Source organism: Kitasatospora sp. NBC_01266, from assembly GCF_036242395.1.
Taxonomy (GTDB): Bacteria; Actinomycetota; Actinomycetes; order Streptomycetales; family Streptomycetaceae; genus Kitasatospora.
In genome coordinates this window covers 1,732,697-1,749,165 of the sequence record NZ_CP108458.1, presented here as the reverse complement: position 1 = coordinate 1,749,165, position 16,469 = coordinate 1,732,697, and the positions used below count along the sequence as shown (strand labels likewise).

The 16,469-nt window shown below is 74.5% G+C and carries 1 protein-coding gene (cut by a window edge); it reads left to right on the top strand.

What is annotated here, in order from left to right; all coding sequences use genetic code 11:
* Positions 1–16,469, top strand: partial view of a type I polyketide synthase gene (locus tag OG403_RS07470; RefSeq protein WP_329562470.1) — the 3' portion only. The gene continues 18,901 nt to the left of window position 1, outside the view; only the last 16,469 of its 35,370 coding nucleotides appear in the window; its start codon lies off the left edge, out of view; its stop codon occupies positions 16,467–16,469.

Here is a 16,469-nt window from a genome sequence, read left to right as displayed (position 1 = left end):
GCCGCAGCGGCGCCAAGGCCGCCGGCGCGGTGGAACTGGTCGCCGAGCTGGCCGAGTTGGGTGCCGCCGCCGAGCTGGTGGCCTGCGATGTGGCCGACCGTGACGCGCTGGCGGCCGTGTTGGCGGGCCGGTCGCTGACCGCCGTGGTGCACACCGCCGGTGTGCTGGACGACGGCGTGATCGGTTCGCAGACCGCGCAGCGCCTGGCGGGCGTCTGGGCGCCGAAGGCCGGTGCGGCCTGGGCGCTGCACGAGCTGACGCTGGGTCAGGACCTGGCCGCCTTCGTCCTCTTCTCCTCCGTCGCGGGCACCCTGGGCGCCGGCGGCCAGGCCAACTACGCCGCCGCCAACGCCTACCTGGACGGTCTGGCCGGTTACCGGCACTCGCTCGGCCTGCCCGGCACCTCCTTCGCCTGGGGCCCGTGGGACCAGTCGGGCGGCATGACGGCCGCCCTGTCGGACGCGGACGTCTCGCGGATGGCGCGCGGCGGCCTGCTGCCGCTCTCCCGCACCGAGGGCCTGGCGCTCCTCGACGCGGGCATCAACTCGGCCGGTGCCGCGCTGGTCGCGCTGCGGATCGACCTGGCCGCGCTGCGCGGTGCCGTTGCCGCCGGGGCGCTTCCGCCGGTGCTGCGCGGTCTGGTGCGCGGCACGGTGCGCCGGGTGGCGGGCGCGGCGACCGCGACCGGTGGCCGCTCGGCGCTGGTGGAGCGGCTCGTGCCGCTCGCCGAGGCCGACCGTGGCCGCGCGGTGCTGGAGTTGGTCCGTGGTGCGGCGGCTGCCGTGCTGGGCCATGGTTCGGCGGACGCGGTGGAGCCGGGGCGGGCGTTCAAGGAGCTGGGGTTCGACTCGCTGACCGCCGTCGAGCTGCGCAACCGCCTGGGCGGAGCCACCGGCCTGCGGCTGCCGGCCACCCTGGTCTTCGACTACCCGACGCCGCAGCTGCTCGCCGAGTACGTGCTGGGCGAACTGGCGGGCGAACTGGGCGGGGTGACGGCCTCCGCTGCCACTGCGGCGGCGGTCGTGACCACTGTCGGTGCGGAAGAGCCGCTGGCGATCGTCGGGATGGCCTGCCGCTTCCCGGGCGGGGTGGACTCGCCCGAGGCACTGTGGCAGCTGGTCAGCACCGGCGGCGACGCGATCGGGGACTTCCCGACCGACCGTGGCTGGGACCTGGACGGCCTCTACGACCCCGAGGCCGTGCGGGCCGGCACCTCCTCCGTCCGCGAGGGCGGATTCCTCTACGGCGCCAGCGAGTTCGACCCCGGATTCTTCGGCATCTCGCCGCGCGAGGCGCTGGCCATGGACCCGCAGCAGCGCCTGCTGCTCGAGGTCGCCTGGGAGACCCTGGAGCGGGCCGGCATCGACCCGGCCACGGTGCGCGGTTCGCGGGCCGGCGTCTTCGTCGGCGCTGCGGCCTCCGGCTACGGCACCGGCCTGCTGAGCATGCCGGAGGGCGTCGAGGGGCACCTGCTCACCGGCAACACCCCGAGCGTGGTCTCCGGCCGCCTCTCCTACACCTTCGGCTTCGAGGGGCCGGCGGTCACCGTCGACACCGCGTGCTCCTCCTCGCTGGTGGCCCTGCACCTCGCCGCTCAGGCGCTGCGCAGTGGTGAGTGCTCGATGGCGCTGGTGGGCGGCGTGACCGTGATGGCGACGCCGGGGATCTTCACCGAGTTCTCCAAGCAGGGCGGGCTCTCCACCGACGGCCGCTGCCGGGCCTTCGCGGCCGGCGCGGACGGCACCGGCTGGTCCGAGGGCGCGGGCATGCTGCTGGTCGAGCCGCTCTCCGAGGCGCGTCGCCAGGGCCACCCGGTGCTCGCCGTGGTGCGCGGCTCGGCCGTCAACCAGGATGGCGCTTCGAACGGTTTGACCGCTCCCAACGGCCCCGCGCAGCAGCGGGTGATCCGCCAGGCGCTGGCCAACGCCAAGCTGACGGCCGATCAGATCGACGCGGTCGAGGCGCACGGCACCGGCACCGCGCTCGGTGACCCGATCGAGGCGCAGGCGCTGCTGGCCACCTACGGTCGCGACCGTGGTGCGGGAGCACCGCTGCGGCTGGGCTCGATCAAGTCCAACATCGGCCACACCCAGGCGGCCGCCGGTGTCGCGGGTGTGATCAAGATGGTGCTGGCGATGCGCAACGGACTGCTGCCGCAGACCCTGCACGTGGACGAGCCCACCCCGCACGTGGACTGGACGGCGGGCGCCGTCGAGCTGCTGACGGAGCATCAGGAATGGCCGGAGACCGGCCGCCCGCGCCGGTCCGCCGTCTCCTCCTTCGGCGTCAGCGGGACCAACGCGCACGTCATCCTGGAGCAGGCCGCGCCGGTCGAGGTCGCGCAGGACGCCGACGGGATGGCCCCGGCCGTGCTGCCGCTGCTCGTCTCGGCGCGCGACTCGCAGGCGGTGCTCGCCCAGGCCGCGCGCCTGCACGAGCATCTGACCCGGAACCCCGAGGCCGCGCCGCTGGACGTCAGCTACTCGCTGGCCACCGGCCGCGCCACCCTGGAGCACCGCGCGGTGATCACCGGCACCGACCGCGCCACCCTGCTCGACGCGCTGGCCGCCTTCGCCGAGCACGGCGAGGCGCCGGGCGCGGTGCGGGGCAGCACCTCGGCCGCCAAGTCCGCGGTGCTGTTCTCCGGGCAGGGCAGCCAGCGGGCCGGGATGGGGCGTGAACTCCACGCCGCGTTCCCGGTGTTCGCGGACGCGCTGGACGCGGTCTGCGCGCGGTTCGACGCGGAGCTGGACCGGCCGCTGCGGGAGGTGCTGTTCGACACCGACTCGGACCTGCTGGACCAGACCGCTTACACCCAGGCCGGGTTGTTCGCGATCGAGGTGGCGCTGTTCCGGCTTCTCGAGTCGTGGGGGGTGACCCCGGACTTCGTGGCGGGGCACTCGATCGGTGAGCTGGCCGCCGCGCATGTCGCGGGTGTCTGGTCGCTGGCCGACGCCTGCACGCTCGTTGCCGCCCGCGGCCGGCTGATGCAGGCACTGCCGGCGGGCGGTGCGATGCTCGCGGTGCAGGCCACCGAGGAGGAGGTCCGCGCCGCGCTGCGCGGTCGGGTGGACATCGCGGCGGTCAACGGCCCGCGGTCGGTCGTGGTATCCGGCAGCAGGACGGCCGTCGCGAAGCTGGCCACGGCCTGGCGGGCCGAGGGTCGCAAGGTGAAGAAGCTGGCGGTCAGCCACGCCTTCCACTCGCCGCTGATGGAGCCGATGCTGGCGGAGTTCCGTGCGGTCGCCGAGTCGCTGAGCTATGCGCAGCCCCGGATCCCGGTGGTCTCCAACCTGACCGGCTCGCTGGCCGGCGAGCTGACCGACCCCGGCTACTGGGTGCGCCACGTCCGCGAGGCAGTGCGCTTCGCCGACGGCGTGCGGACGCTGCACGAGCAGGGCGTGCGCACCTTCCTGGAGCTGGGCCCCGACGGCGTGCTGACCGCGATGGCCGCGGACGTGCTGGCCGAGCGGGAGGCGGCGCAGAGCACGCCGTCCCGCCTGGTGGCCGCGCTGCGCCGGGACCGCGAGGAGCCGCGGACGCTGGTCGCCGCGCTCGGTGCGCTGCACGTGCGCGGTGTCGCGGTCGACTGGCCGGCCTACTTCGCGGGTTCGCCGGCCAGCCGGGTCGAGCTGCCCACCTACGCCTTCCAACGCACCCGCTACTGGCTGGAGATGGGCCTGCCCGGCGCCGTCGCGCCGGTGGCCGGTGCGGGCGATCCGGTGGAGGCGCGGTTCTGGGAGGCCGTCGAGCGCGAGGACTTGGACGCGCTCGCGGTCCTGGAGGGCGGTTCCCCGCTGGAGGCGCTGGCGCCGGTGCTCCCGGTGCTCTCCTCCTGGCGCCGTCGCCGGCGTGAGCAGTCGGCGAGCGAGAGCCGGCAGTACCGGCTCGGCTGGAAGCCGTGGGCGGGTGCGAACAAGGCTTCGCTGTCCGGTCGTTGGCTGCTGGTGGGTGCGGCGGATGGTCTGGCGGATGCGGTTGCTGCGGCGTTGCTGGCGCATGGTGCCGCTGAGGTGGTGCGTGCGGAGTCGGTCGAGGCGGTGAGCGACGGTGACTTCCGTGCCGTGGTGTCGCTGCTGGACGATGTCGAGTCGGTGCTGGCGCTGGTGCAGTTGGGGTTGGCTGCGCCGGTGTGGTGCTTGACCCGGGGTGCGGTGTCGGTGGGGCGTTCGGATGTGCTCACCGCTCCGAGGGGCGGCCTGGTCTGGGGTCTGGGTCGGGTGGCGGCGCTGGAGTTCCCGGAGCGCTGGGGTGGTCTGGTCGATGTTCCGGAGGTGTTGGACGCGCGGGCTGCGGCTCGGTTGTGTGCGGTGCTGGGGCAGTCGGTCGAGGATCAGGTGGCGGTGCGCGGGTCGGGCGTCTTCACGGCCCGGCTGGAGCGGGCCGCCCTGGCCACCGACGGCGAAGGCTGGGAGCCGCGCGGCACGGTGCTGGTGACCGGCGGGACGGGTGCGCTGGGTGTGCGGGTGGCGCGCTGGTTGGCGGGTCGGGGTGTTGAGCGGTTGGTGTTGCTGAGCCGTCGTGGTGCGGATGCGCCGGGTGCTGCCGACCTTGCTGAGGAGCTTCGCGGCAGCGGTGTCGAGGTGTCGCTGGTTGCCGCTGATGTGGCCGATCGCGACTCGTTGGCGGAGGTGCTGGCGGGTGTCGAGCTGTCGGCCGTGGTGCACACGGCCGGCGTGCTGGACGACGGCGTGCTCGAGGGTCTGACGGTCGAGCGGCTGCGTTCGGTAGTGGCAGCCAAGGCCGATGCGGCCTGGTATCTGCACGAGTTGACGCAGAGTCAGGAGCTGGATGCGTTCGTGCTCTTCTCCTCGCTCTCGGGGACGCTGGGTGCGGCGGGTCAGGGCAACTACGCGGCCGCGAACGCCTATCTGGACGCGCTTGCGGTGCACCGTCGTTCGCTGGGTCTGCCGGCCACCTCGGTGGCCTGGGGTCCGTGGGCGGGCGCCGGAATGGCCGCCGACGAGTCCGTGGTCGAGGACCGGATGCGCAGGGGCGGGCTCGCCCCGCTGACGGCGGAGGGTGCCTTCCAGGCGCTCGAACTCCTGCTGGCGAAGGGCGAGACCACCGCGGTCGTCGCCGACATCGACTGGTCGCGCTACGCACCCGGTCTGACCGCCGCTCGCCGCCTGCCGGTCCTGGACGGCGTGCCGGAGGCCGTGCGGGCGCTCGAGGCCGGTTCGCGGCCGAGCGACACCGAGAGTGGTGAGCAGTCCGGCTTCGCCGGCAAGCTCGCCGCGCTCTCGCCGGCCGACCGGGCGGCGGCCCTGTTGGAGGCGGTCCGCCTGTCGGCCGCCCTGGCTCTCGGCCACGCCACGGCGGACGCCGTGGACGCCGAACGGCCGTTCCACGACCTGGGGTTCGACTCGCTGACCGCCGTCGACCTGCGCAACCGCCTGAACGGCATGACCGGCCTGCGGCTGCCGACCACGCTGGTCTACGACTACCCGACGGCCGCCGTACTGGCGGAGTACCTCGCCGGCGAACTGCTGGGCACCGCGCCCGAGGCGCTGCTGGAGTCCACCGGCCTCGTCCAGGCGTCGGTGGACGACGCGGTGGCGATCGTCGGGATGGCGTGCCGGTTCCCGGGTGGGATCGTCTCGCCCGAGGGGTTGTGGTCGCTGCTGGCGTCGGGTGTGGACGCGGTGGGTGAGTTCCCGGCCGATCGCGGGTGGGATCTGGAGCGGCTGTATCACCCGGATGCCGATCACGCGGGGACCTCGTATGTCCGGGTGGGTGCCTTCCTGGAGGAGCCGGGCGGCTTCGACCCGTCGTTCTTCGGGATCTCGCCGCGTGAGGCGCTGTCGATGGATCCGCAGCAGCGGTTGCTGCTGGAGACCTCCTGGGAGGCGTTCGAGCGGGCGGGGGTTGATCCGCTGTCGGTGCGTGGTTCCCGCACGGGTGTGTTCGTCGGGACGAACGGTCAGGACTATCCGGTGCTGCTGCTGAGTGCGGTGGAGTCGGCCGAGGGCCACCTGGGCACGGGCAACGCGGCTGCGGTGGTGTCGGGCCGGGTGGCTTACACGCTGGGTCTTGAGGGTCCGACGCTGACGGTGGACACGGCCTGCTCGTCCTCGCTGGTCGCGCTGCATCTGGCGATGCAGGCGCTGCGCAGTGGCGAGTGCACGATGGCGCTGGCCGGCGGTGTGACCGTGATGTCCACCCCGGGTGTCTTCATCGACTTCAGCCGCCAGCGCGGCCTGGCCGCCGACGGCCGCTGCAAGGCCTTCGCGGAGGCGGCGGACGGTACGGGCTGGGGCGAGGGCGTCGGCATGCTGCTGGTGGAGCGGCTGAGCGACGCGCAGCGGCTGGGTCACCCCGTCCTCGCGGTGGTCCGTGGTTCGGCCGTCAACCAGGACGGTGCGTCGAACGGCCTGACGGCGCCCAACGGTCCGTCCCAGCAGCGGGTGATCCGCCAGGCGCTCGCCAGCGCCGGCCTGAGCGCCGCCGAGGTGGACGCGGTGGAGGCGCACGGCACCGGCACCGCGCTCGGTGACCCGATCGAGGCGCAGGCCCTGCTGGCCACTTACGGTCAGGGGAGGGACGCGGCGGCACCCCTGCTGCTCGGCTCGGTGAAGTCCAACATCGGCCACACCCAGGCGGCTGCCGGTGTGGCGGGCATCATCAAGATGGTGATGGCGATGCGGCACGGGGTGCTGCCGCAGACCCTGCACGTGGACGCCCCGTCCTCGCACGTCGACTGGACCGCCGGCGCCGTCGAGCTGCTCACCGAGCAGACCGCCTGGCCGGAGCACCAGCGGCCGCGCCGGGCCGGCATCTCGGCCTTCGGGATCAGCGGCACCAACGCCCACGTGATCATCGAACAGGGCCTGCCCGCCCCGGCCCCCGAGCCGGCGGCAGGGGTGGACCTCCCGGTCGTCCCGTGGGTGCTCGCGGGCCGGGGAACCGCTGCTCTTGCCGGGCAGGCGGGGCGGCTGGCGGCCTGGCTAGGGGACGGTGCGGGGTCGAGCCCGGCCGATGTGGGGTTCTCGCTGGCCCGGGGTCGCTCTAGGTTCGAACACCGTGCGGTGGTGATCGCGGCAGGAGCGGACGGGTTCCGTTCCGGGCTCAATGCGCTCGCCGCCGGCGGAGAGGCACCGGGAGTGGTGCGCGGGGTTACTGCTGGGGGCAGGGTGGCGGTGATGATGTCCGGTCAAGGAAGCCAGCGCGTGGGGATGGGCCGCGAGCTGTCCGCCGTGTTCCCGGTGTTCGCCGACGCGCTCGACGCGGTCTGCGCCCAGTTCGACGCCGAGCTGGCCCGCCCGCTGCGCGAGGTGCTGTTCGACCAGGACTCCGAGCTGCTGCACCAGACCGTCTACACGCAGGCCGGACTCTTCGCGATCGAGGTCGCCTACTTCCGCCTCCTCGAGGCCTGGGGCGTCACCCCGGACTACCTCACCGGCCACTCGATCGGTGAGCTGGCCGCCGCGCACGTCGCGGGCCTCTGGTCGCTGGCGGACGCCTGCCGCCTGGTGGCCGCTCGCGGTCGCCTGATGCAGGCGCTCCCCGCCGGTGGCGCGATGCTCGCCGTCCAGGCCACCGAGGACGAGGTCCGCGCCGCCCTGACCGGCATGGTGGACATCGCCGCCGTCAACGGGCCCGACTCGATCGTCGTTTCGGGCGCCGAGGCCGACATCACCGCCCTTGAGTCGGCGTTCCGCGCCGAGGGCCGCAAGGTCAAGCGCCTCACCGTCAGCCACGCCTTCCACTCCGCGCTGATGGACCCGATGCTCGCCGAGTTCCGGGCCGTCGCCGAGTCCCTCACCTACGCGCAGCCCCGGATCCCGGTCGTCTCCAACCTGACCGGTGGCTTCGAGGACCTGACCGACCCCGGCTACTGGGTGCGCCACGTCCGCGAGGCCGTCCGGTTCGCCGACGGCGTCGCCACCCTCCAGGAGCACGGTGTCCGCACCTTCCTGGAGCTGGGCCCCGACGGCGTGCTCGCCGCCCTGGTTCCCGACGCGGCCGCCGCGCTGCCGGTGGCCCGGGCCGGGCGCGGCGAGGTCGAGGCGCTCTTCACCGGCCTGGCCGGCGCCTATGTGCGCGGCCTGGAGCTGGACTGGTCCGCCGTCTTCACCGGCACCGGGTCCGCCACCACCGACCTGCCGACCTACGCCTTCCAGAACGACCGCTACTGGCCGGAGATCGCCAGCGGTGCCCGCCGCCCGGGCGCGGCCGACGACCAGGACGGCGTGGACGCGCTGTTCTGGGAGGCGGTCGAGCGCGAGGACCTGGAGTCCGTGGCGGCCGCTCTGCGGCTGGACGGCGCGGGCTCGCTGAGCGAGGTACTCCCGGCGCTCTCCGCCTGGCGGCGCGGCCACCAGGGCCAGCGACTGCTGGAGGGCTGGCGGTACGCGCTGCGCTGGGAGTCGCTGGCGGGCGCCACCCCGTCGGCGCCGTCCGGCACCTGGTGGGTGGTGAACTCGGCCGACCAGGACGACCAGGTCCAGCAGATCGGCCAGGCCCTCGCCGCGGCCGGCTTCACCCTCCGTCAGCTGCTGGTCGACGGTTCGCCGTCCCGCGCCGAGCTGGCCGAGCGGCTGGCCCGGGAGGCCACTGAGGGCGAGACGCCCGCCGGGGTGCTCTCGCTGCTCGCGCTGACCGACCCCGAGCCGCTCGCCGCGACGCTCCTGCTGCTCCAGGCACTCGGCGACGCCGAGCTGGCCGCGCCGCTCTGGTGCGCCACCCGCGGCGCGGTCGCGGTGAACGCCGCCGACGGTGGCGCGGTGCCGACCCAGGCGCAGCTCTGGGGCTTCGGCCGGGTCGCCGCGCTGGAGCACCCGGACCGCTGGGGCGGCCTGCTCGACCTCCCCGCCGAACTGGACGGGCCGAGCGCCACCCGGATCGGCACCGCCCTGCTGCAGGGCGCCGAGGACCAGCTGGCCGTTCGCACCACCGGCCTCTACGGGGCTCGGCTGGAGCGGGCGCTGCCCGCCGTCACCCCGGCGAACGGCCCGTGGCGTCCGCGCGGCACCGTGCTGCTGACCGGCGGCACCGGCGCGCTCGGCGCCCAGGTGGCCCGCTGGCTGGCACGCAACGGCGCCCAGCACCTGGTGCTGACCAGCCGGCGCGGTCCGGCCGCCCCCGGCGCGGCGGAACTCGTCGCCGAGCTGGCCGAGTCGGGCACCGAAGCCACCGTGGCGGCCTGCGACATGGCCGACCGCGAGGCGGTCCGGGCGCTGCTCGCCGGGATCCCGGCCGAGCGTCCGCTCGGTGCCGTGTTCCACGCGGCCGGCGTGCTGGACGACGGGATCCTCGACACCCTGACCCCCGAGCGGCTGCACACCGTGCTCGCCGCCAAGGCGACCACCGCCCAGCACCTGCACGAACTGACCCGGGAGGAGCGGGAGCTGGACACCTTCGTGCTCTTCTCCTCCATCGCCGGCACCCTCGGCGGCCCCGGCCAGGGCAACTACGCCGCCGCCAACGCCCACCTGGACGCGCTCGCCGCCCAGCGCCGGGCCGCCGGACTCCCGGCGACCTCGATCGCCTGGGGCCCGTGGGCCGAGAGCGGCATGGCCGCCCAGGGTGCGGCCGAGGAGCGGATGCGCCGTGGCGCGGTGCTGCCGATGGCGCCCGAGGCCGCGATCAACGCGCTGCAGCAGGCCCTGGACCAGGACGACACGCTGGTCACCGTCGCCGACATCGACTGGAGCCGCCTGGTCTCCGCCCAGGTGTCGGCCCGGCCCAGCCGGCTGCTGCGCCGCATCCCCGAGGCCCGCGAGGCGATCGCCGAGCTGGAGCGCACCGCCGCCGCCGAGAACGAGCAGTCCAACGGCCTGCTCCGCGACCTGGCCGACCGCACCGAGGAGGAGCGGGCCCGGATCCTGCTCACCCTGGTCCGCAACCAGGTGGCGATCGCGCTCGGCTACCCGTCCTTCGAGTCGGTCGACCCCGGCCGCGCCTTCAAGGACCTCGGCTTCGACTCGCTGACCGCCGTCGAACTGCGCAACCGCCTCAACGCGGTGACCGGGCTCAGCCTGCCCAGCACGCTGATCTACGACTACCCGACCGCCGAGCACCTGGCCGCCCTGCTGCGCGTCGAACTGCTGGGCGACGCGGGCGCCGAGCAGCTCACCACCGCCGCCGGTACCGCTGACGGCGAGCCGATCGCCATCGTCGCGATGAGCTGCCGGTTCCCCGGCGGGGTCAGCACGCCCGAGCAGCTCTGGGAGCTGGTGGTGGCGGAGCGGGACGCGGTCAGCGAGTTCCCGACCGACCGCAGCTGGGACCTGGAGCGGCTCTACGACCCGGACCCGGACCAGCGCGGCACCTCCTACGTCCGCACCGGCGGCTTCCTGACCGGGCCCGGCGAGTTCGACGCCGAGTTCTTCGGGATCTCGCCGCGCGAGGCGCTGGCCATGGACCCGCAGCAGCGGCTCCTGTTGGAGACCTCCTGGGAGGCGATGGAGCGGGCCGGTCTCAACCCGCAGAGCCTGCGCGGCTCGCGGACCGGTGTCTTCGTCGGCTCCAACGGCCAGGACTACCCGGCCCTCTTCCTCGGTGCGCCGGAGACCGCCGAGGGCTACGGCAGCACCGGCGCGGCGGCCAGTGTGGTCTCGGGCCGGCTCTCCTACACCTTCGGCCTGGAGGGCCCGGCGGTCACCGTCGACACCGCCTGCTCCTCGTCCTCGGTCGCGCTGCACCTGGCGGTCCAGGCACTGCGCAACGGCGAGTGCACGATGGCACTGGCCGGTGGTGTGACGATCATGACCACCCCGGGTGCCTTCATCGAGTTCAGCCGCCAGCGCGGCCTGGCCGCCGACGGCCGCTGCAAGCCGTTCGCGGCGGCGGCCGACGGCACCGGCTGGGGCGAGGGCGTCGGCATGCTGCTGGTCGAACGCCTCAGCGACGCGCAGCGGTTGGGCCACCCGGTGCTCGCGGTGGTGCGGGGCTCGGCGATCAACCAGGACGGTGCGTCGAACGGTCTGACGGCGCCCAACGGTCCGTCGCAGCAGCGGGTGATCCGCCAGGCGCTGGCCAACGCCCGCCTGACGGCCGACCAGATCGACGTGGTCGAGGCGCACGGCACCGGCACCACGCTGGGCGACCCGATCGAGGCGCAGGCGCTGCTGGCCACCTACGGCCGCGACCGGGACGCCGCGAACCCGCTGCGGCTGGGCTCGATCAAGTCCAACATCGGCCACACCCAGGCGGCTTCGGGCGTCGCGGGCGTGATCAAGATGGTCATGGCGATGCGCAGCGGCGTGCTGCCGAAGACCCTGCACGTGGACGAGCCCACCCCGCATGTGGACTGGACGGCCGGAGCGGTGGAACTGCTCACCGAGGCGACCGAGTGGCCCGCGACCGCGGCCCCGCGCCGTGCGGCGGTCTCCTCCTTCGGGGTCAGCGGCACCAACGTGCACACCATCCTGGAGCAGGCGCCGGTCGCTGACGTTCCGTCAAGCATCGAGGCCGACATGGTGATCGACGCTCCGGTGGTGCCCTGGGTGCTCTCCGCGAAGGGCGAGTCCGCGCTGCGGGCGCAGGCCGAGCGGCTGGCCGCCTTCGGCACGGAGCCGGAGCTGGCGCCGGAGCCGGCGGCGGTCGGCGCGGCGCTGGTGCGCGGGCGTTCGGTCTTCGAGGACCGGATGGTCGTGCTGGACGGCGACTTCGAGAACGCGCTGACCGGCCGGGCGCTGGGCAGTGGCGGGATGGTGCTGGTCTTCCCGGGTCAGGGTTCGCAGTGGGTCGGCATGGCCTCCGGTCTGCTGGCCGCTTCGCCGGTCTTCGCGGAGTCGATCGCGGCCTGCTCGGCGGCGCTGGCGCCGTTCGTGGACTGGTCGTTGGAGGATGCGCTGACGGATGCCGCGCTGCTGGAGCGGGTTGACGTGGTGCAGCCGGTGCTCTTCGCCGTGATGGTGTCGTTGGCCGCCCTCTGGCGCTCGATGGGCATCACGCCGTCCGCCGTGGTCGGCCACTCGCAGGGTGAGATCGCCGCCGCCTGCGTGGCCGGTGCGCTCTCGCTCGAGGACGCGTCCCGCGTGGTGGCCCTGCGGGCCAAGGCGCTGGCACGGGTGGCGGGTTCGGGTGGCATGGTGTCGCTCTTCGCCTCCGCTTCGACGGCGGGTGAGCTGCTGGCCGGGTTCGAGGGCCGGGTCGGCATCGCCGCCGTCAACGGTCCCGGCTCGGTGGTGGTCTCGGGTGAGGCCGCCGCGCTGGACGAGTTCATGGTGGTCTGCGCCGAGGCGGGCGTCGACGCCCGCCGGGTGAAGGTGGACTACGCCTCGCACTCGGCGCAGATGGAGCTGCTGGAGGCGGAGATCACCGAGGCGCTGGCCCCGGTGGTCGCGCTCACGCCGAGCATCCCGATGTTCTCCACCTACACCGCCGACTGGGTCAAGCCCGGTGAGCTGGGCGGGCGTTACTGGTACGAGAACCTGCGCCACCCGGTCCGGCTCCAGGACGCCATCGCCGAACTGGCCAAGGCCGGACACCGCGTCTTCGTCGAGTCCAGCCCGCACCCCGTCCTCACCGTCGGAGTCCAGGACACCCTGGACGCCAACGGCGGCGGCATCGCGCTCGGCACCCTGCGCCGCGACCGCGGCGACGCGACCCGCTTCCTGACCTCGCTCGCCGAGGCCTTCGTCAACGGCGCCACTGTCGACTGGAACCGGCTCTACGGCAGCACCGACCATGTCGACCTGCCCACCTACGCCTTCCAGCGCCGCCGGTACTGGCCGCCGATGTTCGCCGCCCGCACGGGCGACGTGACCACCGCCGGTCTCGGCACCGCCGAGCACCCGCTGCTCGGCGCGGCGATCGCGCTGGCCGACGGCGCCGGCCTGCTCTTCACCGGCCGCCTCTCCACCCAGACCCACCCCTGGATCGCCGACCACGCCGTGCTGGGCACGCTGCTGCTGCCCGGCACCGCGTTCGTCGAACTGGCGGTGCACGTGGGCGACCAGGTCGGCTGCGACCTGATCGAGGAGCTGACCCTGGAGAGCCCGCTGGTGCTGCCCGAGCGCGGGGGCGTGCGCCTCCAGGCCCGGGTGGGTGGGGCGGACGCCGACGGTCGGCGCACGCTGGAGGTCCACTCCTGCCCCGAGGGCGCCGGCGAGGCCGGGATCACCGAGGAGATCTGGATCCGGCACGCCAGCGGCATCCTGGCCCAGGGCGCGCCCGCCGGCACCGCCACCGACCTGCGCAGCTGGCCGCCGGCCGGTGCGCAGCCGGTGGACATCGAGGGCCTCTACGAGGGCCTGACCGAGCGCGGCTACGGCTACGGCCCGTCCTTCCAGGGCCTGTGCGCCGTCTGGAAGCGCGGCACCGAGGTCTTCGCCGAGGTCCGGCTGCCCGAGGCGGAGCGGCCCCAGGCCGCGGCCTTCGGCCTGCACCCCGCGCTGCTCGACGCCGCCCTGCACACCATCGGCCTGGGCGCCAAGGTCGGCCTGGTGGACGAGAACGCCGGGCCCCGGGCCCTGCTGCCGTTCGCCTGGTCCAACGTCTCGCTGCTGGCCGGCGGCGCCACCGCGCTGCGGGTCAAGCTGGCCCCGGCCGGCGCCGACGCCGTCTCGGTCGAGGTGGCGGACGCCACCGGCGCCCCGGTGGCGCTGGCCGACGCGCTGACGCTGCGGCCGATCGCCGCCGAACTGCTGAACGCGGCCCAGGAGGGCCCCGCCGCCCAGTCCCTCTACCGGATGGAGTGGGTCCGCGCGGCCGACGCCGCCGACGCCGCCTCGGCGGTCGAGCCCTGGACTCTGACGGACCGTCAGACGCTGGCCGATCTGGTGCCGCACGCCGCCGAGTTGGCGGCGGCCGGTCGCCCGGTGGTCGTCCGGCTGTCGTCCGACGGCCCCGCCCAGGACGTGCACCCGGCCACCCACCAGGCGCTGGAGCTGCTCCAGCAGTGGCTCGCCGAGCCCGCCTTCGAGGCGCTGCGGCTCAGCGTGGTCACCCGTGGCGCGCTGGCCACGGGCGCCGGCGAGGACGTCACCGACCTGGCGGCGGCCGCCGTCTGGGGTCTGGTGCGCTCCGCGCAGTCGGAGAACCCGTTGCGCCTGCAACTGGTCGACACCGACGACACGGTGGACTCCGCCGAGGCGCTCGCCGCCGCCCTCGCCTGTGCCGAGCCGCAACTCGCGCTGCGCGGCGGCGCGGTGCTCACCCCGCGACTGGCCCGGACGGCCACCGCGGCGGCCCTGTCCACCCCGATCCCGGTACCGGCCACGGCCACCGCGCCGTGGCGGCTGGCCGTGGTGGACGAGGGCACCCTGGAGGGCCTGGCACTGCAGGCCGCCCCGGACGCCGAACGGGAGCTGGAGCCGCACCAGGTGCGCCTGGCGATGCGGGCCGGCGGCCTGAACTTCCGCGACGTGCTGATCGGGCTCGGGATGTACCCGGACCCGTCGCTGCTCGGCAGCGAGGGCGCGGGTGTGGTGGTGGAGACCGGCGCCGCCGTCACCGGCCTCGCGGTCGGCGACCGGGTGCTCGGCATGGTCACCGGCGGCTTCGGCCCGCTGGCGGTCACCGACCACCGCACGGTGGCCCGGATCCCCGAGGGCTGGAGCTTCGCCCAGGCCGCCTCGGTGCCGATCGTCTTCCTCACCGCGCTCTACGCCTTCGATGACCTGGCCGGCCTGCGCGCCGGTGAGCGGGTGCTGGTGCACGCCGGCGCCGGCGGTGTCGGGATGGCCGCGATCCAGCTGGCCCGCCGGCTGGGTGCGGAGGTCTTCGCCACCGCCAGTCCCGGCAAGTGGGACACGCTGCGCGAACTCGGCCTGGACGACGACCACATCGCCTCCTCGCGCGACCTGGACTTCCGCGACAAGTTCCACGCGGTGACCGGCGGCGAGGGCATGGACGTGGTCCTCAACTCGCTGGCCCGGGAGTACGTCGACGCCTCCTTCGAACTGCTGCCGCGCGGCGGCCGGTTCATCGAGATGGGCAAGACGGACATCCGCTCCGAGGCGCCGCGGGGCATCCGCTACCGCGCCTTCGACCTGGCCGAGGCCGGGCCGGAGCGCACCGCCGAACTGCTCGCCGAACTGCTGCGGCTCTTCGCCGCCGGGGCGATCCGCACCCTGCCGGTGCGCACCTGGGACGTCCGCGAGGCCCGCGAGGCCTTCCGGTTCGTCAGCCAGGCCAAGCACATCGGCAAGGTCGTGCTGACCGTGCCCCGGCCGCTGGACCCGCAGGGCACCGCCCTGGTCACCGGCGCCACCGGCACCCTGGGTGCCCTGGTGGCCCGCCGCCTGGTCACCGAGCACGGCATCAAGCACCTGCTGCTGCTCAGCCGCAGCGGTCTCAAGGCCGCCGGTGCACCGGAACTCCTGGACGAGCTCCAGGAGCTGGGCGCCACCGTGCAGCTGGAGGCCTGCGACGTGGCGGAGGCCGCCGAACTGGCCGCCGTGCTCGACGCCATCCCGGCCGAGCACCCGCTGACCGCGGTGGTGCACGCGGCGGGCGTGCTGGACGACGGCGTGATCGGCTCGCAGACCGCGCAGCGCCTGGACACCGTGCTGCGGCCCAAGGCGGACGCCGCCCGGCAGCTGCACCGCCTCACCGCCCACCTGGACCTGGCCGCCTTCGTGCTCTTCTCCTCCGCCGCTTCCACCTTCGGAGCGGCCGGACAGGGCAACTACGCGGCGGCCAACGCCTACCTGGACGCACTGGCGCAGCACCGGCAGGCCCACGGCCTGCCCGGCAGCTCGCTGGCCTGGGGCCTGTGGGAGCAGTCCAGCACGATGACCGGCCACCTCGACCAGGCCGACCTCAGCCGGACCGCCCGTGGCGGCACCCTGCGACTGGCCACCGAGACCGGACTCGCGCTCTTCGACGCCGCCCTCACGCGGCCCGAGGCGCTGCTGGTCCCGATCGAGCTGGACCTGGCCGCGCTGCGGACCCAGGCGGCGCACGGCGGCCTGTCGCCGCTGCTGCGCGGCCTGGTCCGGGGCCCGGTCCGCCGCACCGCCACCGCCGGCCCGGCCGGCACCGAGGGCGAGGCGAGCGTGGCCCAGCGCCTGGCGGGGCTGGCCCCCGCCGAGCGGGACCGGGCGCTGCTCGACCTGGTCTGCGGCCAGGTGGCGGTGGTGCTCGGCCACGAGTCGGCGAGCGCGGTCAACGTCGAGCGCCCGTTCAAGGAACTCGGCTTCGACTCGCTCACGGCGGTGGAGTTCCGCAACCGCCTGGGCGCGGCCACCGGCCTGCGGCTGCCCGCGACCACGGTCTTCGACCACCCGAGCCCCAAGGCCCTGGTGGAGTACCTGCGCGTCGAGCTCAAGCTGGACGAGTCGGCGGCGCCGACCCCGGCCGTGCGCGAACTCGACGCCCTGGAAGCCGCACTGGCGGCCATCGCACCCGGCGACAGCACGGGGGCGGCGGTCACCGCCCGCCTGGAGACGCTGCTGTCCAAGTGGCGGGCGATCCAGGACACCGGTACCGGCCCGGAGGCCGGGGCCCGGGAGATCGACACAGCGACGGACGACGACCTCTTCGATCTGATCGACGAAGAGTTCGGGCTGTCCTGA